This is a genomic window from Pseudoalteromonas sp. CNAT2-18.1 (assembly GCF_022347865.1).
Lineage (GTDB): Bacteria > Pseudomonadota > Gammaproteobacteria > Enterobacterales > Alteromonadaceae > Pseudoalteromonas > Pseudoalteromonas ruthenica.
This window is the reverse complement of record NZ_JAKRFR010000006.1, coordinates 265,315-289,667: the sequence shown is the minus strand read 5'-3', so window position 1 is coordinate 289,667 and position 24,353 is coordinate 265,315. Positions and strand designations below refer to the sequence as shown.

Annotated in this window: 24 protein-coding genes; 15 read left to right on the top strand and 9 right to left on the bottom strand. The window is 45.4% G+C overall.

Annotated features, from left to right (window positions below):
• Positions 1–18: 18 nt before the first annotated feature.
• The gene (locus MHM94_RS15050; RefSeq protein ID WP_235419738.1) at positions 19–546 is read right to left on the bottom strand and encodes a GspH/FimT family pseudopilin; all 528 of its coding nucleotides are present in this window, start codon (positions 544–546) and stop codon (positions 19–21) included.
• 375 nt (positions 547–921) lie between these two features.
• Here MHM94_RS15050 and pilV point away from each other — a divergent pair, with 375 nt between their 5' ends.
• Genes pilV through MHM94_RS15020 form a run of 6 tightly spaced genes read left to right on the top strand, consistent with a single transcriptional unit; the run spans position 922 to position 7,348 of the window.
• On the top strand, positions 922–1,461 hold the full coding sequence (gene pilV, locus MHM94_RS15045; protein ID WP_022945258.1) for a type IV pilus modification protein PilV: 540 nt from the start codon (positions 922–924) through the stop codon (positions 1,459–1,461).
• Positions 1,451–2,467, top strand: coding sequence for a PilW family protein (locus MHM94_RS15040; RefSeq protein WP_045978206.1), 1,017 nt, complete (start codon positions 1,451–1,453; stop codon positions 2,465–2,467). The genes pilV and MHM94_RS15040 overlap by 11 nt, the downstream gene beginning before the upstream one ends.
• The gene (locus tag MHM94_RS15035; protein WP_151173022.1) at positions 2,461–2,949 is read left to right on the top strand and encodes a pilus assembly protein PilX; all 489 of its coding nucleotides are present in this window, start codon (positions 2,461–2,463) and stop codon (positions 2,947–2,949) included. The genes MHM94_RS15040 and MHM94_RS15035 overlap by 7 nt, the downstream gene beginning before the upstream one ends.
• A gap of 18 nt (positions 2,950–2,967) precedes the next feature.
• A complete protein-coding gene (locus MHM94_RS15030; RefSeq protein ID WP_235419737.1) occupies positions 2,968–6,630 on the top strand; it encodes a PilC/PilY family type IV pilus protein in 3,663 nt (1,220 codons plus the stop codon).
• The gene (locus tag MHM94_RS15025; protein WP_235419736.1) at positions 6,630–7,034 is read left to right on the top strand and encodes a type IV pilin protein; all 405 of its coding nucleotides are present in this window, start codon (positions 6,630–6,632) and stop codon (positions 7,032–7,034) included. Before MHM94_RS15030 ends, MHM94_RS15025 begins: the two co-directional genes overlap by 1 nt.
• Positions 7,035–7,039: 5 nt before the next feature.
• Entirely contained in the window at positions 7,040–7,348 is a 309-nt protein-coding gene (locus tag MHM94_RS15020) for a TapY2 family type IVa secretion system protein (RefSeq protein WP_022945253.1), read from the top strand.
• Positions 7,349–7,351: 3 nt separating this feature from the next.
• Here the strand turns inward: MHM94_RS15020 and MHM94_RS15015 are convergent, their stop codons facing one another.
• Together MHM94_RS15015 and MHM94_RS15010 are read right to left on the bottom strand one after the other, a co-directional pair.
• Positions 7,352–7,891, bottom strand: coding sequence for a GspH/FimT family protein (locus MHM94_RS15015; RefSeq protein WP_235419735.1), 540 nt, complete (start codon positions 7,889–7,891; stop codon positions 7,352–7,354).
• Positions 7,892–7,939: 48 nt separating this feature from the next.
• Complete coding sequence (locus tag MHM94_RS15010) at positions 7,940–8,494, bottom strand: GspH/FimT family pseudopilin (protein WP_235419734.1); 555 nt, start codon at positions 8,492–8,494, stop codon at positions 7,940–7,942.
• Positions 8,495–8,623: 129 nt separating this feature from the next.
• Between MHM94_RS15010 and MHM94_RS15005 the strand changes: the two genes are divergently transcribed.
• Entirely contained in the window at positions 8,624–8,962 is a 339-nt protein-coding gene (locus tag MHM94_RS15005) for a P-II family nitrogen regulator (protein WP_022945250.1), read from the top strand.
• A gap of 62 nt (positions 8,963–9,024) precedes the next feature.
• Here MHM94_RS15005 and MHM94_RS15000 read toward each other — a convergent pair whose 3' ends face one another.
• On the bottom strand, positions 9,025–9,783 hold the full coding sequence (locus tag MHM94_RS15000; RefSeq protein WP_045978199.1) for an outer membrane protein assembly factor BamD: 759 nt from the start codon (positions 9,781–9,783) through the stop codon (positions 9,025–9,027).
• Positions 9,784–9,906: 123 nt separating this feature from the next.
• Between MHM94_RS15000 and rluD the strand changes: the two genes are divergently transcribed.
• The 6 genes from rluD to MHM94_RS14970 all read left to right on the top strand — a co-directional run bounded on the left by rluD (position 9,907) and on the right by MHM94_RS14970 (position 17,703).
• On the top strand, positions 9,907–10,884 hold the full coding sequence (rluD, locus tag MHM94_RS14995) for a 23S rRNA pseudouridine(1911/1915/1917) synthase RluD (RefSeq protein ID WP_053910294.1): 978 nt from the start codon (positions 9,907–9,909) through the stop codon (positions 10,882–10,884).
• A complete protein-coding gene (pgeF, locus tag MHM94_RS14990; protein ID WP_045978197.1) occupies positions 10,874–11,614 on the top strand; it encodes a peptidoglycan editing factor PgeF in 741 nt (246 codons plus the stop codon). Before rluD ends, pgeF begins: the two co-directional genes overlap by 11 nt.
• A gap of 86 nt (positions 11,615–11,700) precedes the next feature.
• A complete protein-coding gene (gene clpB / locus MHM94_RS14985) occupies positions 11,701–14,277 on the top strand; it encodes an ATP-dependent chaperone ClpB (protein WP_045978196.1) in 2,577 nt (858 codons plus the stop codon).
• Positions 14,278–14,393: 116 nt separating this feature from the next.
• The gene (locus tag MHM94_RS14980) at positions 14,394–15,335 is read left to right on the top strand and encodes an NADP-dependent oxidoreductase (protein ID WP_052698101.1); all 942 of its coding nucleotides are present in this window, start codon (positions 14,394–14,396) and stop codon (positions 15,333–15,335) included.
• Between the two features lie 60 nt (positions 15,336–15,395).
• Positions 15,396–16,985, top strand: coding sequence for a glutamate--cysteine ligase (gshA, locus tag MHM94_RS14975; RefSeq protein ID WP_045978195.1), 1,590 nt, complete (start codon positions 15,396–15,398; stop codon positions 16,983–16,985).
• A 109-nt stretch (positions 16,986–17,094) separates the two neighbouring features.
• A complete protein-coding gene (locus MHM94_RS14970; RefSeq protein ID WP_045978194.1) occupies positions 17,095–17,703 on the top strand; it encodes a transglycosylase SLT domain-containing protein in 609 nt (202 codons plus the stop codon).
• On the opposite strand, the gene MHM94_RS14965 is transcribed toward MHM94_RS14970, so the two are convergent.
• From MHM94_RS14965 to MHM94_RS14945, 5 genes are all read right to left on the bottom strand, one after another.
• The gene (locus tag MHM94_RS14965; RefSeq protein ID WP_045978193.1) at positions 17,692–18,105 is read right to left on the bottom strand and encodes a GFA family protein; all 414 of its coding nucleotides are present in this window, start codon (positions 18,103–18,105) and stop codon (positions 17,692–17,694) included. The genes MHM94_RS14970 and MHM94_RS14965 overlap by 12 nt on opposite strands.
• A gap of 59 nt (positions 18,106–18,164) precedes the next feature.
• Positions 18,165–18,989, bottom strand: coding sequence for an alpha/beta hydrolase-fold protein (locus tag MHM94_RS14960; protein ID WP_235419733.1), 825 nt, complete (start codon positions 18,987–18,989; stop codon positions 18,165–18,167).
• Between the two features lie 25 nt (positions 18,990–19,014).
• Positions 19,015–20,052 carry an acyltransferase gene (locus MHM94_RS14955; protein ID WP_045978192.1) on the bottom strand — a complete coding sequence of 346 codons (1,038 nt, stop codon included), beginning with the start codon at positions 20,050–20,052 and terminating at the stop codon, positions 19,015–19,017.
• 101 nt (positions 20,053–20,153) lie between these two features.
• Positions 20,154–20,942, bottom strand: a complete 789-nt coding sequence (locus MHM94_RS14950) for a trypsin-like serine protease (RefSeq protein WP_138547813.1) — start codon at positions 20,940–20,942, stop codon at positions 20,154–20,156.
• 158 nt (positions 20,943–21,100) lie between these two features.
• Positions 21,101–21,325, bottom strand: coding sequence for an SDR family NAD(P)-dependent oxidoreductase (locus tag MHM94_RS14945; RefSeq protein ID WP_171036759.1), 225 nt, complete (start codon positions 21,323–21,325; stop codon positions 21,101–21,103).
• A gap of 108 nt (positions 21,326–21,433) precedes the next feature.
• On the opposite strand from MHM94_RS14945, the gene MHM94_RS14940 reads away from it, so the two are divergent.
• Positions 21,434–22,144, top strand: coding sequence for a hypothetical protein (locus MHM94_RS14940; protein ID WP_152440460.1), 711 nt, complete (start codon positions 21,434–21,436; stop codon positions 22,142–22,144).
• 390 nt (positions 22,145–22,534) lie between these two features.
• Positions 22,535–24,295, top strand: coding sequence for a hypothetical protein (locus MHM94_RS14935; RefSeq protein ID WP_235419732.1), 1,761 nt, complete (start codon positions 22,535–22,537; stop codon positions 24,293–24,295).
• Positions 24,296–24,353 lie beyond the last annotated feature (58 nt).

The window sequence follows — 24,353 nt, the reverse complement described above, 5'->3', positions numbered from 1 at the left end:
GCTTTTTTACATTTTGTGCTAACTACACTCAGTGGTTGTTTGCCCTTGATAGAGTGCTGTTCCAGACTGGCTTAGCCGCATATCTCTGTTAGACTCTGAGGTCACACCATTTGGACAATATGTAAACGTGCCTGCTTGAGTGTTGCCCACACGGCCCGTTGCATTATAGACAATGGGGCTCGACCCTGTGTAGCTTAGCAAGTCTTCGCTTATTACCCCCTTCATTACCCTCAACAGCGGCTCATCAGCATCGCGCTGGTTATTATTGTTATTATCAACAAACACAGCAATATCATCATTTGTCCAATCTGCAGAGCATTGGCTACCGGAAAGTGGGCAAACGATTACTCTTGACTCAGTTGTTGTCGCTTTGGCGCGGGCAAAAGAAAGGTTTCTTTTTAACTCTTGTAACTGATTCTCTGCTCTATCCTCAGCTAATAACTCTGTTGAGTCAGCGAATGCAATTGCAGCAACTATACCGACAACGCCCATAGTGACCAGTAATTCCAATAAGGTAAAACCGGACTGAAATTTACGTAGCTCCATTTTTGTAAAATCCGTGTTTTTCATTTGGAAACAATCATATCATTTTGATTATACATGTCATTAACTTTGTTCCCATGCAAAGACCTCAGCGCCGTGGAGTTTGGAGTAGGTGAATACTGTGACCATATTCTATTGGTCTAGCCTCTTAGTTTTTATTGGGCTGCTTACGTAATCTGTGAGTAGATAGTTGCGATAAGTAGGTTAGTGATAATGACCTAGTAAAATAGGCTGGTTACTGTTCCTGTACTGGGTTATTTATCAATTTAGGGTGCCGCTCATGACTGATTTCGCACCGTTAGCATCTCTTTCAGTTGTGGCTTTTGCATCAGTTACTAGAATGTTAATTATGAAGTTGCAAATTAGAGTTTAACTATTATGCGAGAGCAAAATGGCTTCACTTTACTAGAAACATTAATAGCTTTTATTGTGCTTGTCTTTGGTTTACTGGGCGCAGTTGCGCTACAAGCCAAAGCTAAGCAAGCCACCTACGATTCTATGCAGCGCTCTGCTGCGTTAGGTGTTGCTCATGATGTTATTGGCCGCATTAAAGCCAATACACTAGCAGCAATGGCGGGAGCATATAACGTCACCGTCTCAAGCGACGATCCTGTTGCTGCTAATTATGCCTCGTGTATCAATGCTAATTGTGGTTCAGGCGCACTTGCCGCATTTGATATCGAACAGTGGCGCCGAGCAATAAGAGCTCAGGAAAACACTGGTGCATTAGCCGATGCCACTGTTTGTGTTGATACACGTGTCAATGGCGAACAGCTGGATATCGATGTCATTGTTTCTTGGGCATCTCGCCAAGAACTCGCGAGCACCGGGGATATTGTTCAAAGCAAAGATGAGTGCGGTGGTCAGAGCAATCAACGAAGAGCCCTCGCTTTGGAGTCATTCGCCTATGTTCGCTAATTCTATTCCTTTAAATAAAGCCCATGGTTATACACTGGTTGAGTTAATTGTCGCCATGGTTGTGGGTTTATTCCTTCTAGGCGGTGTCATGTTTACGTATGTAAGTATGAAAACAACAACGTCCGATACCGTCGAAATGGGTGAGCTACAGGAAACCGGCCGAATGGCCTTAGATATTATCAGTCGCGACTTGGAAATGGCGGGATTCTGGGGCACTTACGGAATGAGTTCTCTTAGCACCGGTAGTGTCGATGTCACTGGGGTGGTCAATCCAGGCAATGATTGCACCGCTGGGCTGAATAATGCCAGTTTCCCTGTTAACAGTCCAAGCAGCTTTAAATACTTGTATAGTGTCACGGCTGTGGCTGGCGCTAATTTAGGGTGCATAGATGATGCGGTCGCTGACAGCGACATTATCCAAATCAAGCGTGTCGCTGGAGACGATGTAACGGGTCAGGCAACCAATAATAATGATTACTATATAGAAACAGATATATCCTCAGCTCGCATTTTCATAGGGGACGGTGCAATTGCCACTCCTGCCAATATGAATGGATCGGTATGGCGCTATACCCATCATGTTTACTACATCAATGAGCAGTCGTATCAGTCAGGGGATGAAACCGTAACTGTCCCCGTACTGATGAGAAAACGCCTTACGCCAACAGGGGGAATGGTGACTGAGTCGGTGCTTGAGGGAGTGGAGAATATTCGTCTTCTTTACGGGCTGGATAATAACGGTGACCGCAACGTCGATACCTATTTAAGCGCAGCGCAAATGAGCGCCTCTGAGTGGGAACAAGTAAGCTCTAAAGTGTTAACTGTGCAGCTATTTGCGCTAGTACGGGCCACAGAGTCAGATAGAAATATGAGTAAAACAAACCAAACATATATCTTAGGTGGGGAAGGTGGAACTGAGCGACGTTTAAGCTTTGATGATAATTTCCGTCGTCTCGTTTATGTATCCACTGTTCAAGTACGTAATGCAGAGGTCGAAACATGGTGAATACGCAGCAATATCAAGGTGGGGTCGTACTTATCGCATCTTTAGTCATGGTGCTTATCGTATCTGGTATCGCGGTAACCCTTATGAGTGCAAGCAGTGTGGATATGAAAGTTGTGAATGCCGCTCAAGATTATGATGTTGCCAGTGAGCAAGCATTGGCTGACTCGGAGCGCGCGGTGTTCGATGAAAAGCAAAAGGCAGCGACGGTAAGCGCGCTTTATTTCAACCGAGGTGAATTTAACGCCGGTGGCGACGAGTTTGTTCAGCTTGAGCCTGCAGGAGCACAAGCATCGCTGCGATTATTTCACAATAACGACGGCCCCCAAGACTTGGACTGTCCACCCAGAGCCAACCCAACACCAGGTATAAAATGCAATATGCTGAGTCTGCGAAGTCGCGTAGAGTATGGTAAATCGAATAGGCATAACGTGACTGTTGTCTCGGGGTTAGCCCAAGAGATGGCAAGTATATCGAGCCAGTAAGTCATATAGGTGAATGACATGAAACTGTTTAAATTATTAGTAATAGCATCGCTCACCTTCAGTGTGAGCAAATCCTTTGGTGAGGATATTGAACTTTATGTAGGCAATAAATTTTTCACCTCATCAGGAAAGCCTCAAGTACTTATTATTTTTGATAACTCAGCCAGTATGAATGGGCTGATAGAAACGACAAAAAGCTACGACCCTGATGTGACCTATGATGTCGTATCCTCTTTTGATAACTCGCTTAATGAAGACTTCGTTTATTTTACTATTGGTTCAGGCGTGGATCAGCAGCTACCGCGTACTGACAGCAACAGTGATACCAAGCGCTTTCATAGCTATGTTAACGGGTGTGATGCTGCGAGAGAGTCTTTGCAGCAATATGGCTTCTATACCGGCTATATTCGAGAGCATCAATATAAAGGAAATACCGGCTCTTGGGTTGATCTCAAAGACAATAGCGGTGCCAATACTATCTCCGCACTTGACTGCCTCGATGATATCCTTAACGAGAATACTGATAATACCGGGTTGGAGATAAAGATAGGCGGCACAACCTATAAGTCTGGGGACACCGAGTTAACGGGCTTGCCTATCAGCGGTGCATCAAAAAGCAGAAATGACTTTTACACCCAATCCAGTTCCGTGACGAAGGAGCAAAAGGACAAAGCCAGCGCGGATTTCAGTGGCGGCGAGGTCGTGACACTTTACCATCCTAATTACCTACGTTGGTATCATGCGACGGACAAAGAGACAGAGGTTAAGTCCAAGTTAGATGTGGCTAAAGAATCCATCACGACGGTGCTAAACGCCACACCCATTGTCGATTTCGGCTTAATGGTGTTCAACCTTAACTACCCTAGAGAAAATACCCGAGATGGTGGCAGGGTCATTGCCAATTTTGGCCAGAGCAACGCCGATATTATCGGTGAAATTTCGGGCATTGATGGTGAAACCAATACACCATTATGTGAGACAACTTACGAGGCGTTCCGCTTTTTCGCTGGCCAAAGTGTGTGGTACGGCGATGATGATACCAATTGCAGAAGAAACGAGTGTGGCTTTAGATATACAGGTAACACCCCTGCAATGGATCTTTCGGCAGTCAGCAATAGTGTATATAAATCACCGTTTTCTGGTGGTTGCTCTAAAGAAGCTTACATTATTCTCATTACTGATGGTGTTCCAACGGTGGACAAAGCGGCAGATGGCTTAGTGTCTTCCCTTGTTTCTACGACTAATCAGCCTGATATCAGTGATCCAGTGGTGACCTCAACGACTCCCTATAATGATGACACGTTAAGCACATCTAACTATCTGCCGAACTTAACCCATTGGATGCATCACAATGATGTGAATACCTCGGTAGATGATGTACAACGGGTGAGTACTTTTACCATTGGTTTTAGTGATGGTGCTGATGATGCTGCCGGGCTACTTAAAGAGGCGGCTACGGCAACAAAAAGTAACGGCGATAAAGGGTACTTTGCGGCGCAAAATGCCATTGAACTATCGCAATCTTTTGGCCAAGCGTTAGCGGAAATCCTCAAAGTAAACACTACATTTACGGCACCAGCCGTTGCCAGTAACAACTTTGATAGAACTCAAACACTCGACTCGGTCTACTATGCCATGTTTTTACCTGAAGAAGGTGCGCGTTGGTCGGGTAATTTGAAAAAGTTAAAAGTAGATGGCACCAAAATTGTTGACAGTAAGGGCAACTTGGCTATCGATGGTGCCTCAGGCAGTGAAGGAAATATTAAAGACAGCGCCGTTACTTTTTGGACGAAAGATGGCAAAGCCGATGGCAACGAGGTTAAAAAAGGTGGCGTAAACGCGGTGCTAGCAGGTCTTAATAGTCGTACTATTTACACTGATATTGGCGCAGGGACAGGCGAAATGCCGAAATTTACCTTGGCGAATGCGTTATCCTATGCAGGTTCTCAAGCCGACCTTGGCTCTTATCTCGGCACACCCGTTGAACGACTAGACTCATTATTCGAATGGGCTAAAGGTAAAGACGTTGATGATGATGACTCCGATGGTAATACATCAGAGCTGCGTAGTGATATATTCGCCGACCCGCTGCATTCTAAACCACTTGCTATAGCCTACAGCGACGGCAGTATCCGCATTGCGGTAGGAACCAATGGCGGTTCATTGCATCTTTTCAAAGACAACGGCAATACCATTGAAGAGGAGTGGAGCTTCATTCCTTATGAACTTTATCCGAACCTCACAACTTTACGTCGTAATATAAAAGGCGAGAAAGTCTATGGTATGGATGGTTCTCCCTCTATGTACTTCGATGATAAAAATGAGAACGGTGTCGTCGACCCCTCTGACCGAGTATGGTTATTCACTGGTATGCGTCGTGGCGGTGATTCGTACTATGCTTTTGATATCAGCACCCCAAGCTCGCCAAAATTAATGTGGAAGGTAGACGCCAACACCACCGGGATGGAAGAGCTTGGGCAAACATGGTCTCAACCTAGAGTTACGTTTATAGAGAAAAACGGTACTAAACCAGTCGTGGTTGTGGGCGCAGGCTATGACATTAATAAAGATGCTGACAACATTAGCCCGGACAACTCTGGCCGGGGTGTTTATATTTTAGATGCACAAACCGGCGATTTAGTGTGGTCTTTTACTCCCGGAGCTAATGGTAATGGCAATACCACTTATGAAGGTGAGCACAGTATTCCCGGTGAAATAGCGTTGCTAGATTCTGACTACGATGGTTTCACCGATCGTCTCTACGCAGCCGATACCGGTGGTGATGTGTGGCGATTCGATTTACCAACGGATAACCCTGTGGGCAGTGAGCCGTGGACTGCCGTACAGATTGCTGATTTGTCAATTACTGGCAATGAACGTCGATTCTTCTATCAGCCCGAGGTGGCGAGGACTTACTTTAGTAAAGTATCCGAATACACCACTATCATTGATGAAGAGTCTTCGACACAAGTTGTGCGTGAGGAAACTCCTTATGAAGCGATTGTGCTTGGAAGTGGTAATCGGGCTCATCCACTTGATGAAAGTGAAAATAATCATCTAATTATGCTGCGTGATGAAAATACCATAACGCAGTCATTGCGCGGTGAAGATATACCAGCCGTCATCACTATGGATGATTTGATGGATATTACTAATGATCCGTTCACTGCCAAATTAAATGACGACAGTGGTTTTGTAGAGCTAGAGAAAGATCTCGCTCAATTCTCAGGGTGGAAGTATAGCCTTGGTGCAAATGAGAAGTCGTTGTCGGCAGCTGCCGTGGTCGGTGGTGTTGCTTATTTCACTACTTTTGTTCCCTCGGAAGAGAATGACCTACAGCAGTGCTCGCTTAAAGGCGGTGGTGGTAGTTTGTATGCATTCCATCTGCACTACGGTGCAAAAGTGTATGATCAACTAAAATTTGATGTAGGTAATAAAGTGCCTGATACGCCGACACTATTCTTTACCAAAGTAGATGATCCGGATACCGCAGAGGAAGAAAGCGAAAGTCAGTTTATTTTAATTGGTGCGGGTAAAGGTGATGGGGAAGGCACCTTGAAAGCGAAATCGATTGAGCCAAACGGACGTCCTGGCGACTGCGGTATGGCAAGTTGTGATGAAAACCCATTTGGATTTAAAACGCACCGCACTTACATATATAAAGAGGAGACAATTGATTAATGAAGCATGTAAAAGGGTTTACCTTGATTGAGCTCATGGTGGTGGTTGCAATTATCGGCATTTTGGCGGCTATTGCTTACCCTTCTTATCAGCAATTTGTCATCAGTAGCGCACGCTCTGAGGCTATGACAGCCTTGCTAGATGCAGCAAGCAAGCAAGAGCAGTTTTTTGCTGATAACCGTCAATACACAGCCTCTATGGCCGATCTCGGGCTTTCAAATTCAACGGAGTCAGATTTGTACTCATTGTCGGCAACAGTGAATGCTCAGAGCTTTGTTATTACTGCTACTCCAGCATCTGGAATAGCTTTAGAAGACAGTGAGTGTACGTCTTTCACTATTAATGAAGTGGGTGTGAAGGGGTCCACGGGAAGCGCTGACACAGACACGTGTTGGAAGAGGTGATATAAATGTTCAGATATATGTTTTTGGCCTTAGTTGTAATAGCTGCGACTCAGGCCAGTGCGAAAGTAGAGCTTAGGTTACTTAATGAATATAAGTGTTACGTATCGCTGGAAACCGGTGTAAACCAGGTTATTGATGTACAAGTGAAGCAAAAAAGCCGACACCAAGCGGAGCTTGCTGCGTATCAAAGGGGTTACGCAGCACCACAACAGCAGCAAGCGACGAGAGTTGAACAAGTGATTCAATGTGTTGAATTCAAACAGCAATTTGGCTCAGCTGAGGCTCGCGCTCTAGATGCTAAAAAGCTGCGCTAGCTTTTAGCATTTATCACTGTCTTGCTTTATCCGCAATCGACCAGTCTGACTAACGGTAATACGATAGGCAGGCTGGTTTAATTTATCTTCCACTGAGCAGTACACAAAGCTACCAGATTGAAAGCCACCTAGAGCCCCCGTAGGTTTAAAAGTAACAGCTCGCCTTGGGTAGTCGATGGTATCGTTGCCAATCGGAACAGTGAGAATATTCAAAATCGGCTCATCGCCGCCACGCTGTTTATCGTTATTTCTATCAACAAACACCATTATATTATTTTGCCAATTCGGCACGCAGCGCTCAGCAATCGCAGGGCATACGCTGACGTAATGGTTGTTGAATATAGCGTACGATCTTGCTGCAAACAGATGCGTGTAGAGTTGTTCAATATAATCTGAGCGGCGGTTTTGATACGCCCAATCTTGGGCATTAAATAAAGTGACTGCTGCAAACATCGCGGCGATACCGATAGTCACAAGCAGCTCAATCAAGGTCGTGCCTACATTTGTTATATGTGAGCACATGGGGGGAGTAAGCGCGTTCATCCTTGACGCCTCAATAATCCTTCTTTGGTCTTGTAAATAGTAGAACAGTTAGCCCGATGTGCAAGCTTGCTCGGTCTTACCTAAGTCTCGTACCGTTCCCGAGGCCATTACTGAAACTGCCACGTTATGTTCGTTGTCATCGGTGGGACAAAATATAAAGGAACCGTTTTGTCCTGCGGTCAGCTGGCCGCGTTGGTCAAACCGCAAGCTTCGTGCATTGCCACTGTGTACAAGCTGACTGTTGGCGACCAAATTGTTGATAGAGCGGTGCAGGATATCTGCATTGGCCTCGAATGTGCCGTTGTTATTTATGTCTGAGAAAATGACGATAGTGCCATTTTGCCAGCTATTGAGGCAATTTCCTGAGCTACCAGGGTTGGTCATCGCACACACAATCACAGGGTCACCCGTGGTCATCGCTTTGGCTCGGGCGAACTTAACGTTACGTTTGAGCTCGGTACTAAAATTGCTCGCTTTTTCCTGTGCTGACATTTGCGTGCTATCAAATAATGCGATAGCCAGTAATATGCCTGCAATTGCAATGGTCACCATGAGTTCTATAAGAGTGAAGCCCTTAGATGTTGGGGTGTTACAGGTTTTCATAACTTCATCCTGATATGGGTATTATATTAATTTTAACACTATTAACGCATTAGTCACCCCTTGGGCGTTTGCTTCAACACTCACAATTGACTAAAATCGGCGCATCTGTCATCGCGAATATAAAAAGTCATGAAAAAAATAGAAGCCATCATCAAGCCATTTAAGTTAGACGACGTCCGTGAAGCCCTTTCAGAAGTTGGTATCACCGGTATGACGGTCTGTGAGGTTAAGGGATTTGGTCGCCAAAAAGGCCATACTGAGCTTTATCGCGGTGCCGAGTACATGGTCGACTTTTTACCAAAAGTGAAGCTCGATATCGTGCTAGCCGATGAAGATGTCGAGCGTGCTATCGAAGTTATAGTGAAAACCGCACAAACCGGCAAAATAGGCGATGGTAAAATTTTCGTGACGGAAGTCGAGCGAGTGGTACGTATCCGTACGCAAGAGGAAGACGAAGAAGCGATTTAATAATTTATAAATATAAAAAAACCGATGCCTTCACAGCATCGGTTTTTTTATGTGTGCGTTACTTAGCGTTCGCGTTTATTTGCCTCAAGGGTTTGTTGGGCATGTTCAGCCATATCTGGTAAGCCAAGTTTTTCGTAGCTTTTCACCATCATTTCTAACGCAGGCTCAAGGTAACTGCTTTGTGAGAAATGCTCAACAACGTACTTACCGCGATTTGCTGCGGCCAGGTAAGCTTCACGCTCGTAATAATACTGTGCCACTTTCAATTCGTTGCGAGCCATGCGGTTGAGTAGCCAAGCAAGACGACGCTTTGCCTCAGGTGCATATTTGCTGTCAGGGTAGTTGTTGACTAGAGTTGATAAGTCTTTATAGGCCACTCGAGTGCGTTTTGCGTCTCTATCGGCTCGATCTACACCAAAGTATTCTTGGAAGGCATTCTTATCGGCCTTAATATTGACCAAGCCACGCATGTAGTACATGTAGTCTAAGTCTTTGTGGTTCGGGTTTAAGCGAATAAAGCGGTCAATAGTGGCCAAAGCTTGCTCTGTATTGCCAGTTTGGTAATGCGCATAGACTAAGTCCATTTGCACTTGTTTAGAGAAAGGGCCAAACGGATAGCGAGAATCAATGGCGGTAAGTAGCTCGATTGCCCGGGCATATAAGCCTGAATCTAAGGTTTCGCGTGCATCTTCATACAAAGCTTGTGCGGATTTGTTGGGTACGCGCTCAATTTCTTGTTGTTCTGGCGCGGATGAGCATGCGCTAAGTAAGGAGGCCGTAAATACGACTGCAAGTGCCCGTTTACTTATTTTATTTATCATTAATTAGGTACCTTCGTTGTCTTCGGCTAGGCCAAGTAGGTAAAACCGAGTAAACTATGCGAATTATGCGATTCTAACCCAGTCGAGCAGAGCTTGCACTGGTAAATTAGGTAAAACTTGCTTATGGCAGAACAAATTTCCCTCAGTGCAGAGGTCCCCGTGGAACTAGGCGGTAAACGTCTAGACCAAATTTTGGCGCAATTGTTCCCGGACTATTCGCGCTCACGAATAAAAACGTGGATTCTCGATGATATGGTGCAGGTTGATGGCCTCACCTTAAACACCCCCAAAGAAAAGCTGTTGGGCGGTGAACACGTAGAGATCAACGCGCAAATTGAAGCGCCGCGAGAATATGAAGCACAAGATATTGCTTTAGATATCGTCTACGAAGATGACGATATTTTGGTGATCAATAAACCTGCGGGCTTAGTGGTCCATCCTGGTGCCGGCAACCCAGATGGCACAGTGTTAAACGCGTTATTGCATCATTGTCCAGAGATTGAAAATATCCCTCGTGCGGGTATCGTCCATCGTCTTGATAAAGACACCACAGGGTTGATGGTGGTTGCGAAAACCTTGCCAGCACAAACGCATTTGGTTGCGGCATTGCAAAAACGTGAAAATTTCACCCGTGAGTATGAAGCTATCTGTTATGGCACTATGACCGCAGGCGGTATGGTCGATGCGCCCATCGGTCGTCACGCCACTAAGCGTACGCATATGGCCGTCAATGAATTTGGTAAACCTGCGGTCACGCACTACCGAGTCGCTGAAAAGTTCCGTGCTCATACACGCTTACGGCTGCGCCTAGAGTCGGGTCGTACCCACCAAATCCGTGTGCATATGGCGCATATCAGTCACCCACTTGTTGGTGACCCCTTTTACGGCGGACGCCCTCGTCCTCCTAAGCATGCCAGTGAAGAGTTTATGGCGACCTTACGAGGCTTCAAACGCCAGGCTTTGCATGCCATTAAGTTGCAGTTAGCACACCCGATCACCGGTGAGCAAATGCGTTGGCAGGCCCCAGTCCCTGAGGACATGGTGGCGCTGACCGAAGCGCTGCGCCAAGACACCGAAGCCAACGGCTACGATGACCTCTAAAACACCATTTTATACGCCAACCTGGGGCGCTGATGAGTCCCTGGTAGGGGTGCTGCAAAGCACCCGCCAAGGCGGGCATAGTCAGGGCGTGTATCGCAGCCTCAATGTGGGGCTGCATGTGGGCGACCAAGAGTCAGCTGTGCTCGCCAATCGCGCTGTGCTCAACAGCCAACTGCCGCGTCCTGCCTGTTATGTAAACCAAGTACATGGCACCCATGTTCATTGTGTTACTCAGTACAGTGAACAGCTTAGAACCGAAGCGGATGGCCTGTTCACACGCTTGCCAAAGCAGCCTTTGGCTATTATGACTGCTGATTGCTTGCCGCTTTTACTAGCCAGCCAAGATGGCGCTGAAGTGGCCGCTTTGCATTGTGGTTGGCGCTCCCTTGTCGGAGGTATCATCGAGCGGGCGTTACCCTTATTTAACACCCCCGCGAAAGATATTCATGCTTGGCTTGGGCCTGCTATAGGGCCCTCGGCCTTTGAGGTCGGGAATGAGGTTAAAAGCCAATTTTGCGCTCACAGCGGCGACTATCAGCAGGGCTTTACAGCACACGGCGCCAAATTTCTCGCCAACTTGCCACTATTAGCCGAGCTTGCGCTTAATCGAGCCGGTGTGAGTAATGTCACTAAAGCTCAGGCCTGCACTTATACCCTTGCCGATACCTACTTTTCTTATCGACGCGATGGCCAAACTGGTCGTATGGCCAGTGTGATCTGGCGCAAATAATCACCAAAATTTTAACCGTATAACTTGATCAAACGCGCGCTAGCACCCATTAAATAGGTAATTAAAGTTTTAGTGGAAACAAACAGATGCGTTTAGATAGATTTACCAGCAAATTTCAGCAAGCGCTCTCCGATGCTCAATCATTAGCACTCGGTCGCGATCATCAATTTATTGAACCCGTACACCTAATGTACGCACTATTGCAGCAAACAGGCTCGAGTGTGCGTGCTCTTTTTGCGCAAGCAGGCGTCAGCGCCGATGAGCTCAACACTAAGCTTTCTCAAGAAATTGAGAAGTTGTTTAAAGTGGAGGGCGTCGGTGGCGACGTGCAGTTGTCCAATAATATGGTGTCATTGCTGAACTTATGCGACAAATATGCGCAAAAGCGTAAAGACAAATATATTTCCAGCGAGCTGTTCGTACTGGCTGCCTGTGAAGATAAGGGGCCTTTAGGGGAGATTTTTAAAGCTCTAAATATCACCACAGGTAAGGTAGAAAAAGCCATAGACGCACTACGCGGCGGGCAAAAAGTGGATGACCCCAACGCTGAAGATACTCGTCAGGCGCTCGAGAAATTCACCATCGATCTCACCGAGCGGGCCGAGCAAGGCAAGCTTGATCCCGTTATTGGTCGTGACGAGGAAATCCGTCGCACCGTGCAAGTGTTACAACGGCGCACTAAAAATAACCCGGTGTTAATTGGTGAACCGGGCGTTGGTAAAACGGCGATAGTTGAGGGCCTAGCGCAGCGTATCGTAAACGGTGAGGTTCCTGAGGGCCTTAAGAATAAGCGCGTGTTATCGCTGGATTTGGGCGCCTTAGTGGCCGGAGCTAAATACCGTGGCGAATTTGAGGAGCGTCTTAAGTCGGTCCTCAACGAGCTGGCCAAAGAAGAGGGGCAAGTGATCCTCTTTATCGATGAAATTCATACTATGGTTGGTGCGGGTAAAACCGACGGCGCCATGGATGCCGGGAACATGCTTAAACCGGCGCTAGCACGAGGTGAATTGCATTGTGTTGGGGCGACAACCTTAGATGAGTATCGTCAATACATTGAAAAGGACGCGGCTTTAGAGCGTCGCTTCCAAAAGGTATTGGTAAATGAGCCGAGTGTTGAAGACACCATTGCTATTTTGCGTGGGTTAAAAGAGCGCTATGAGCTGCACCATTCTGTGGAAATCACCGATCCGGCGATCGTTGCAGCGGCGAATTTATCGCACCGTTATATTAGCGACCGGCAATTGCCCGATAAAGCCATCGACTTAATAGACGAGGCGGGCTCTTCCATTCGTTTACAAATTGACTCTAAGCCAGAGCAGTTGGACCGCCTTGAGCGGCGTATCATTCAGTTGAAACTTGAAGACAATGCCTTAGCTAAAGAAAAGGACGAGGCCAGCCAAAAGCGCCGTGAGGAAATGCAGGAGCTGATCCAAGAGCTGGAAAGTGAATATGCTGAGTTGGACGAAGTATGGAATGCGGAAAAGGCCTCGCTGCAAGGCACTCAAGTCATTAAAGCGGAGCTCGAGCAAGCGCGTTTGGACTTAGAGGTGGCACGTCGAGCTAGTGATCTACAGCGAATGTCAGAACTGCAGTACGGCCGAATTCCCGAGCTGGAGCGCAAATTAGACCTTGCCTCGCAAGTTGAAATGCAAGATATGAACTTGCTGCGTAATAAAGTTGGTGAAGACGAGATTGCCGAGATCCTCTCACGCTGGACCGGCATTCCAGTGGCGAAAATGCTTCAAGGCGAGCGTGAGAAGTTGCTGCAGATGGAAGACGAGCTGCACCAGCGCGTTATCGGCCAAGACGAAGCGGTCACCGCTGTTGCCAATGCCATCCGTCGCTCTCGTGCAGGATTAGCTGATCCCAATCGACCCATAGGCTCATTCTTATTCTTGGGCCCTACAGGGGTGGGTAAAACCGAGCTGACCAAAGCATTGGCGCAACTGATGTTTGACACCGAAGATGCCATGGTTCGTATCGATATGTCAGAGTTTATGGAGAAACATTCAGTGGCGCGTTTGGTCGGTGCGCCTCCGGGCTATGTTGGCTATGAAGAGGGCGGCTACCTCACTGAGGCTGTGCGCCGTCGTCCTTACTCGGTGGTACTGCTTGACGAAGTGGAGAAGGCGCACCCAGACGTATTCAATATCTTGCTACAGGTATTGGATGATGGTCGTCTCACTGACGGGCAAGGGCGCACCGTGGACTTTAAAAACACGGTGATCATTATGACTTCTAACTTGGGCTCGGATGTGATCCAAGAGCAAGCTGGGAATAATGATTACGCCACATTGAAAGACAAAGTGATGATGGTGCTGGCGCAGCAATTTAGGCCAGAGTTTATAAACCGTATTGATGAAACCGTGGTATTCCATCCACTAGCCGGAGAGCACATCAAGCAGATTGCTGATATTCAGTTGGCGAAGTTGCATGAGCGGCTCACTGAAAAAGGCTACCTATTGGAAATCACCGATGCGGCATTAGCTAAGCTGGCCGAGGGCGGGTTCGATCCGGTCTATGGTGCTCGACCTTTAAAACGGGCTATCCAGCAGGCCATTGAAAACCCACTGGCACAGAAGCTGTTGGCGGGTGAGTTGGCTGATGGCAACTTGATTTCCATCGATGCTGACGAGCAAGGCTTTTTATTTAGCTGTAAATAAAGGTCAGTTATAACTCATACGAAAGGCGGCAATAATTTGTCGCCTTTTTTATTGTGTCCATGCAGTGGTAATGTCAATATAGGTTTAGGAGCAATCATTCAACAATAGTGTTAGCTATGGAACACGGATACCAAGCCATGGTCATTCATGCTTTTGGTGAGCCAGGGGTGCTAAAACCAGTGACCCTATCGCGGCCAAAGCCCGGTGAGCATGAGTTACTTATCAAGGTGCTGAGCACCGCTATTAACCCCATTGATGTAAAAACCCGCGCCGGTATCGGCTTTGCGGCAGAGCAAAACAAACATCACCTGCCTATGAGCTTAGGCTATGATCTGTTTGGCGAGGTGGTCGCCTGTGGTGAGGCGGTAAAAACGCTTAAAAAGGGTGATAAGGTAATGGGTATGGTTGGCTTTGCCACCCAGCCAGGGACCTATGCACAGTATTGTTTGGCCCGTGAAAACGAACTCATTAAAGTCGATGCGGTGAATGAAGATGTGGTGCTATCCGGTCTGTGTTTGGCAGGGTTAACGGCCTTCCAAGCACTCTCGGCGCTCGCCTGTCCAAAAAGTCAGCCCATTTACATTAATGGTGCTAATGGCACAGTCGGCTCGTTAGCTGCACAAATTGCCGCGCGAATGGGGTATCAGGTTGTTGCTATTAGCCGCAGTGAGCTGCCAAAAAGTGTCGCTTCTTGCGCTCAGCAAATAAGTTATGACCAGTTTGTGGCTGAGCAATGTAAGGGTTATTTGCTCGATGTTGTGGGCCTGGAGGTCGGGAAGCGTTGTTTACAAGGATTAAGTGCACACAGTCGTGTAGTCACTATTCCAACATTGTCACAAAAAGAGATTATTGCTGCAGCCAATGAGCAAGGAGTGACTGCATGCGGTGTGCTGGTGGTTAAAAATAATGCCCAGCTTAAACGTATTTACCAGTGGTATCGCCAAGGTCACTTAGAGCTGGCTCACTGCACTATGCCGCTCTCGGCAGCGGGCATGGCGCATCAGCGTTTAGAGCAAAATAGCAGCAAAGAGAAAGTTATTTTACTGCCTTGGACTTGAGTATTTGGCAGCGCACCCCATAACAACAGAATTAAGCCGCTTGGCTAGAGGTAGTATTTTTTGACTTGTACACAATTAAATCAGCGTCTTAGCGAATTGTCGTCCGCTGAAAATCAAGCCGCAATTGTCGGCATTGTTCGGGGTATTGAGCGCGAGGCGCTGCGTACCAATCGCAGCGGCGGGTTATCGACAAAGCCCCACCCAGTGGCGATTGGTTGTGCCTTAACCAACTCGATGATCACCACCGATTTTTCTGAAGCTTTACTTGAATTCATTACCCCAGTAAGCACCGATCCTGAGGAAACATTGGCTCAGTTGCGTGACCTACAAAAGTTCACTCTGGCGCAACTCGAAGATGAATTATTGTGGCCGGTGAGTATGCCGTGTTATATCCAAAGCCAAGATGAAATCCCGTTGGCGCAATTCGGCTCATCCAATGTTGGTCGTATGAAAACGCTATACCGAGAGGGGTTAAAAAACCGCTACGGCAGTATGATGCAGGCCATAGCCGGGGTGCATTTCAATATCTCTTACCCGCAAACGTTTTGGCAAACCTTGCAGGGTTTAGCTGGGCAAAGTGGTGACTTACAGTCTTTTATTTCCGACAATTACTTAGGTCTAATTCGTAACTTTAAACGCGAATTGTGGTTAATTAGCTATTTATTTGGTGCATCACCGGCATTGTGCGGCTCCTTTTTAGAAGGGCAAGAAACCTCACTACCGTTTAAAAAGCTTGGTAAAGGTAGCCTATACCTTGAGCATGGCACAGCTCTGCGTTTGGGTGATTTGGGTTACACTAATAGCGCGCAATCGAGCTTGCGGGTAATGTATAACTCATTGGAGGAATATGTTGCTGGCTTAAAGAGCGCGATCAACTCACCTTCTGAGTTGTACCAGCATCTTGATGATTACCATGCACCAAAACCGCAGCAATTAAATAAAAATATTCTGCAAATTGAAAACGAGTTTTACTCGCCTATTCGCCCGAAACGCAATGCTCGCTCTGGCGAGAAGCCAACGCAGGCGTTATTGCGCGGCGGCATTGAATACATCGAAATTCGCGCTTTGGATGTGAACCCCTTTGCGGATACCGGCATCGATTTAACGCAAATTCGTTTCTTGGATGTGTTTTTGACCTACTGCTTATTAAAGGCATCGCCGCACATGGATTGGCAGGAGCAAGGCCAGACACAAGAGAACCTCGATCGGGTGGTCAATCAAGGTCGCGATCCGCAATTGCAGTTGCAACGCGGTGACGAGTCTGTCTCTTTGCAGCAATGGGCCGAGGACATTTTTACCGATCTTGCAAAAGTCGCTGACTATATGGACCAAGCGCATGGCAGCGATGTTTATCAGCATACCATTGCTGAGTTACAGAGCTGGGTGAGCGATCCTAGTAAGACCATATCAGGGCGCTACCTACAACAGTTACTCAGTGATGATGTTGACAATGGTCAGTTTGCCTTGCAATTGGCACAACGTTACAGCGACGCTCATCGTCAGTGGCAGTACCAATGCTTTGACGACGCACATTTAGCTGAGCAAGCCGAACTGTCGGTTAAGGCACAACAGCAGGTGGAGCAGGAAGACACTGTGAGCTTTGAAGCCTTTTTAGATGAATACTTTGCGGTGGAAAAGATAGAAGCATAAAAAAAGCGCGGCTAAGGTAGCCGCGCAAATTATTCTACAGGGATGAAACAATGCTAAACTGCTGCATTCATAAGTTCAGACTAAGGCTTGCGGATTAAGTTCAAAATAAATGAAAAAAAATTTATCGCTTATTTTTACCCTGTTTATACTTGCTGGGTGTGCGACCGCGCCACCTAAGCAACCCGATGATATCTGCAAGATTTTTGAAGAGAAAGAAGATTGGTATTTTGATGCCAAGGACGCACAAGAGCGCTGGGGCTCACCTAAACATGTGTTAATGGCGATGATGTATCAAGAAAGCTCCTTTCGTCATGATGCTGCCCCGCCCATGGAATATTTCTTATGGATCATCCCCACAGGTCGTGCCAGTGACGCCTATGGTTACTCACAGGCAAAGACCATGACCTGGGAAGATTACACACGCGAAACCGATAACGGCGGCGCTGATCGTGACGATTTTGACGATGCAATCGATTTTATGGCGTGGTTTGTGTGGAAAACACATCAGATTAACGGCATTTCGAAGTGGGATGCGTATGCTCAATACCTTAACTATCACGAAGGGTGGGGCGGTTATAAACGCGGCACCTATCGCAGTAAGGCTTGGTTAATGCGCGCCGCGAGTAAAGTGAAACGTCGTGCCAGCCGTTATGCGGTTCAGCTTAAGCGCTGCGAAGAGGAGTTAGATAAGAACTGGTTTGAGCGCTTATTCTTCTGATTGCTGCAACTTAGGAGCACCACTGAAGCGCTGGATATCTTCAAAGCCCTTCTCCCAGCGCGCTTTATCGGCGTAAAAAATATGTGCTGTGACATTGATATTAGGGTCATCGTCGAGCGAGCCTGCAGGAACAACGAGTATGTCTCCTTGTTGTTGATACATGGGTAATGCCGAGCCACACCGACTACAAAAGCTTTTGCAGTGAGCGCTGTGTGGGAGTTGGTAATGTCTTACCAACGGCTCACCTGATAACCAAGTTAGTGTAGCCGAGTTTGAGAACAAGTTTGCTCCGTGCGCCGAGCCACTGTCTTTGCGGCAGTGACTGCAGTGACATAAATAGAAATGACTGAACTCACCTTTTATTTCGAAGCGTACCTGTGCGCATAAGCAGCTGCCTTGCATAAGCCTTCTCCTTTGTTTTCATTACTACAAGTTTAGCCAGTGCCAATGTAGTTGCTCATTTATTGCTGCGCATAAATCCAGTCCAATCCTTGGATCAAGGTGCTCGGAAACGCTGTCGCGTGTTTAGCCCCTTCAATAATGCGAAACTTAATCGTCGTGTTTTTTCCGCATTCAGCGGTCATTTTCTCTATTAGTTTTTGCGCCCCAGCCACCATATGCTGCTTTTCTCCATACTTTGGCTGTTCCAAGCTGCCCACTGATACATAGACCTTGGTTGGTAAACGAGGTTTCATCACAGATGAGTGTAAAATATCGTTATTGGCAAACCATACCGATGGGCTACCGAGTATATAACCGCTGAACATATCAGGGTAATTGAACAGGATATAGGCGCCAAACAACCCCCCTAATGAGTGTCCCACAAAGGTGCGTTGTGAGGGGAGGGTTCGGTAGTTCTGCTCAATATAGGCGAAGACGCTCTCGCGGATAAACTTAGCATGACCATCAGCATGGCCAGTTTGAAACTTCCAGTTTGTGGCTTGCACCGGAGTGTAGTCTCTTATTCGACTAGATGGGCCTTTTGAGCCTCGTGAATAGGATATCCCCACAATGATAGCCTCTTTCATTGTGCCGCTGTTCATCGGAAAGCGTGTAGCACCTGAGGCAATCTGAAAGCTATACCAGGCATCCATCAGGTAAATGACGGGATACTTTTTATCTTTATTTATCGCATAAGAGCGAGGCAGCTTTATAAATACAGGGTATACCCGTTTGCTCGAAGGCTCTGTTAATTCGATAACTGCACTTCTTGGTATTTCAAAGGGCTCGTTTGCGAGCCCTGTAGCGCATGTAACGATAAGAATAAAATACAGTAAATAACTCAAGGTCGTCTCCATAATAGACAATAGTTTAACCGGCGCGCATAGGCGCATCCTGTGCTTTGGCCGCTGTAAGGTGACGAATACGCTTGGCGATAGGTTGCTCGAAGTATCGGTATGACAAGTAGGCTACCATTATGCTTAGTGCTAAGGCGACAATGAGTTTGAGCTCAACAGTCAACGCTAACTTATTTACCTGCATAATAATGGGCATATGCAGCAGGTATAGCGAATAGGAGATTTTGCCGATGAAATCACCAAGGCGATTGGCGAGTACAATATTGTTATCAGGGACGAGAAATACGACGCAAAAGAATACCGTGCTCATAACTAGTAACACTTCATAGCTTAGCCACATCCGTCTTTCATCGCCGCTGGTTATCGGAGTGAATTGTGGATACATAAGCGGTATTAACAGAAGAACCAGTACAAAGCGGTGTTTTCGCATGTAGTTAGGCACTTTTAGGGTGGGGTACAGTAAGCCCAAAATCACACCCACAAAAAAGAAAGGTAAGGTGCGCAATATGCTAAAGAGGTTATAGGGTATTCCATAAACATCGCCATAAATCCTCGGAAAGTTGGTAAAAAACAGCGCAATCATTACCGCCACAATAGCGAGATAAATATAGCCTGCTCTGTTTTTAGCCAGCATCCAAAAAGCAATAAAAACCACATAAAAGTGTATTTCAGGTGGAATAGTCCAAAGTACGCTCTCGCCGTGAATAAATAGCAAGTGGCCGAGTAAGGCGTTGACATCAGGTATGTTATATAGGCTGTCATTCCCGCTCTTAGCGAGTATGAACGAGGCAAACACCACAGCTAGGTACAAGGGCAGCACCCTTGCTGCTCGGGCCAATAAATAGCGCGTGAGGTTAGTGCGATTGAGCTCTTTACCTAAATAAAGGTATGCCATCAAAAAGCCGCTTAGTAAAAAGAATAGCATCACCCCATAGGCACCGGAGCCGCCTCCTAGTGCGCCATCAAACCAGAGGGTTATATCACTGAAATGTGTAAAGAAAACAATAAGTGCAGCGAGCCCTCGCAAGGCATTCAGCTTTCTAATTTCCAACCTAGACTCCTAATCTGAACATTATTTTTATTATAATTCGCCGTAGGGCGTGAAGAGTTAGCGCTGCAGTTGAAATTATTAACTAATAATATAGTATCTTGTTAGCTACCCAATACACCTAATATCCAGTCATGGTAATTTGATACCCTAACTTGATAAGCAGTGGTACCATACAATCCGGCTTTAAAAGTAGCTATATCGCCATGCCCTAATTGCCAACTTGATAAACCTACAAGAAAAGGGACACCGTCTCGAAAGATAACAGAAGCTCCTCCGCTATCTCCTGAACCATGCATACCTTCGAGTGGTAGTGCGCTTTCTGGTTCGTCAAATTTAAATGCTAACCAGTTACCTTCCGCTCTTTCAACAACATTTTGAAACCGGTTCATCACACGAAGCGATTTGGTATCTGGGTCTTCGCCAGTTAATCCGTTCCCAGTAGCTCCCCTACCATAGACTGTAATTGTTTTGCCTTTTTCACTATTACCAGAATAAATATTGATTGGTTCTACACCGCTAACAGTTGAAGCTAATTTGATTAACGCTATATCACTTCTAGATTTGAAAAAATTCATTAAGGGCGCTAAATCACCTTTAAGTAAATTTTTATTAGGTTGAGTGTAATCTGGGTGTATATGAACGCTTTCAATTTCATACTCTTTTGAACCAATTAATAGATCCTTGCCAACATAATCATAAAAAATAGTGTGTGCTACAGTTACAACCCATTGTGAATTAATTAATACACCATGTCCTTCATGGGGCATATCAACTAGGTATTCAGGCATTTTATCAATGACATAATTTTCAGGGGGAACATCATGTCTTTTTACTACAGCATTACTGCAGGTAGAAAAGAAAATAATGGATAAGATAAATAAGACTTTCATAATACGTCCATGTTTATTGTTGTATAGCTAACGCGGAGCCCATCGGTGCACTTTAGAGCGTACGAGTGACGTGAATTGTTATAAATTGTCCCGGACAAACTGTCAACACTTCCAAAATACCTGCGTTGTTCACTAGCACTGCTAGTCGTCCTATTTTGCTATTTTGTCGACGGCATTAAACAGTTTTGCGACATATGTTCCTGCGATACGTCGGCTTGCACGGCTATACACTCGCTCCCTTTTTGTACTACTTCTTGTTTTAAAATATCTGACTCTCTGTGGTTAAGAACAATTGGGAAGCCTTCATCAACCAAACGCACCGCTGCTTTAGCTCCAACTCCCTGACTACTGCCGATGATAAGCGCAACTTTTCTCTTACCCACAACTCCATTTTGATGCATTGTCGACAATGCGAAGTAAATTTGGCATTTTGGTAGACTTTACATGCCAAAAATATGTTATATTGTCGACAATTTTTGCTGGTATGAGGGATGGGTTTGGATTTTTACAACATTGCCGGGACGGTAAACACAGCATTCATATTCGTTAGTTTATATGGTGTATTCTCGCAATTGAGAACAATTTGGAGAAGAAAAGCGAGTAGTGACAATAGCGTACGTCCTACTGAGCTTTTGTCTTTGAACCAATTTACAGTAAGTTACTTGGCCTATTTATCTTTTTTTGTTTACGGCTACTCAATATCGCCATTTAACCACTATATTGTCTGGCCCAGACTGATAGCGTCTATATTGGTGCTACAAATAATCATGGAAATCTTATTGGATAGAAAGTCAGTAAAACCTGCAATAAGCTTTGCAGCCGCTGCTATTAGCCTCATTCTAGCATTTGTCGGCCTCTTCTTTGGTGAGACTATCTCTGACGAGGGAAAATTGATTTCTACCTCTATCATACTCGTTGTTTCATTTTTACTTGCTCAAGGCTACTTTCATCAGATAAGGCTCATCTATAGCTCTGGACACACTGGTGCGGTCGACCTTAAAATGAGCCAATTCATATTTATGATGGATATCTCTACGATTATATTTGCTTTAAGTATGGGATTAGTAGATGGCTGGCCGCTGTTGATGTTGGCTGTTACAAGCGGTGTCACAAAGCTGATTATAATGTATCTGTTTAGATGGGTTGATAAGAGTCCGCTTGCTGCAAAGCGCAGGAATGCTGAGCTACCCCAAAGTAGCTGATATAAATTGATTTATGCATATCAGGGGCAATGTAGCTAACTCAAAGTTTCGAATTAGCTGAGTAACAAGAAGTCCGCTTGACGAGCGGAGCTGCCCATCAGCAATGGCTGACGGGCATTAATAGACAAATACCGGAAGTTCAGCTCCAGTTATTTTAACTACCGTTTCATGCCTTAAGCCGCCATCTGTTGACAGTCGCCCAATAGCAGCCAAGCGATAAAACTAGCCATTTCCTTGTTTAGTTTTGGCTAATTATTTTGGAAAAAATAAAGATTAGATTATTTAAACTTTTTCATACATACATGCGACCAACGTTGCATAAAAAATAAAAAATAAAAAATAAAAAATAAAAAATCTCATTGAATGATACTAATTCAGGGAAAGGTCAAGATGAAGCTAATAAATAATTTGATTAACAAGGAAAATACGTTGAAGCATTTGCTTTTAAGATTCATTACCAGCATCGCTCTAGCTGTTTCGTATTCAACCTCGGCGTCCGACACTTTACAGTGTGTTTCAGATAGCTATATCTTTCCAGATAAGAAGGTAAGTAGCCTTCCGAATCCAGCAAAAACAGGTAAATACAAATACGATGTGATGACTTATGGAGAAAAACCCTACTTATTTTCTATCGATAAGCCAGATCTAGTCGCACCTGACGTCACTCTACCAAACTTTCTTGCTGACCACTCCAAAAGCCAAGGCTATAAATATGATGCCTACCATAGATTTGATAGCAAAAATTTACCTTTAGAAGCGAAAGTTTGGCTGCCACAAACTTCTGAAAAGCGGCCTGTCATTTTCTTGGTTCATGGTAACTCAGATCCCGGTTTTGATTATTTAGGAGAGATGTTTTCCAGTCGCGGTTTTTTTGTTGTTCAGGTCGATCAGACTTATTTAAATGGTTTGTGGGGAGAAAACGGTGCTCGCGGGTGGATTCTTTTAGAGCATCTAAAGCTACTTAGCGTGTGGAATAACCAACATGATCACAGATTTTATAACAAGCTGGATTTAGAAAATGTTGCTCTCATTGGCATGTCTAGAGGCGGAGAAGCCGTCGCCTTAGCTTCGACATTTAACAGTTTAAAAACGATACCGAACAGTGAAAAACCTACAGAGTTTGGGTTTGGAATTAAATCGGTAGTGGCATTAGCGCCCATGGACGGACAATACCAACACGCACACGGCAAAAACATTCTTAAGAATACTAACTATCTTGTTTTACAGGGCGGGCATGACGCCGATGTTTACCAGTTCTTAGGGAGTCAACAGTGGCAGAGGGTTGAATATGATGACGGCAAAAATTACGTGAATCATTCAATCTACATCCACAAAGCAAACCACATAAATTTCAATCAAGATATGTCTGATGATTTTCATTGGGGAGGCAGTAAGAATTTTTATAAAAAGCTCTTGACAGCTAAACAGCAAGAGCAACTAACCAAGGTATTTGTGTCAGCGTTCATTGAACTTACTTTATCTGGAAAGAAAGAATATCAGGATATATTGAGGCACCCGCCAAACTCAGAGTTTGGCTTACCCGATGATATCTATGTATCTCGGTTCAGTACTTCAACATTCTGGTCTATTGAAAACTTTGAAAGCTTTAAGACAGAAAACAAGAACTTTCAGATTAGGGTTGACAGCCAAAATGAGCCAGTGTCATTCTCGATTGAAAAGGAACGATTAAGAGGCGGGGTGGATACACCAAACAAGGTACTGAAACTGAAACTCGAAGAACAAGTTGCAACGACGCTACAACTCGCATTACCAACCTTTCATGTTATCGCTGAAGATAAACAGAGTCTAACTGTCTCTATCGCGATAGAGACATCCGAAGAGCATGAAGCATGCAGACCCTATAACTTAGCTTCTGACATTAAGATAGAGTTTCTGAATAAGAATGGTGTTGTGATAAGTAAAAAGACGAAATCTACAGCCAGTATTTCTCCGTTGCTAGTATCTGACTACTCAGAGTTAGAAAATGAAGATGTAAAATTTGCACCTACGGAACCAACTTTGCAGACAGTGGTTTTTCCGATTGAATTTTTATCTGAAGTTAAACAAGAAGAGAGCTTGATCCTTAATATAACATTCACTCCAAGACATGATATCTCAGTTATTTTGGATGACATTGGCATTATTCATTAATGCGTGTTAATGCCTAAAAAGCCTAGCTCTTGTCGTGCTGGTTTGAAAAAGGGCAAAA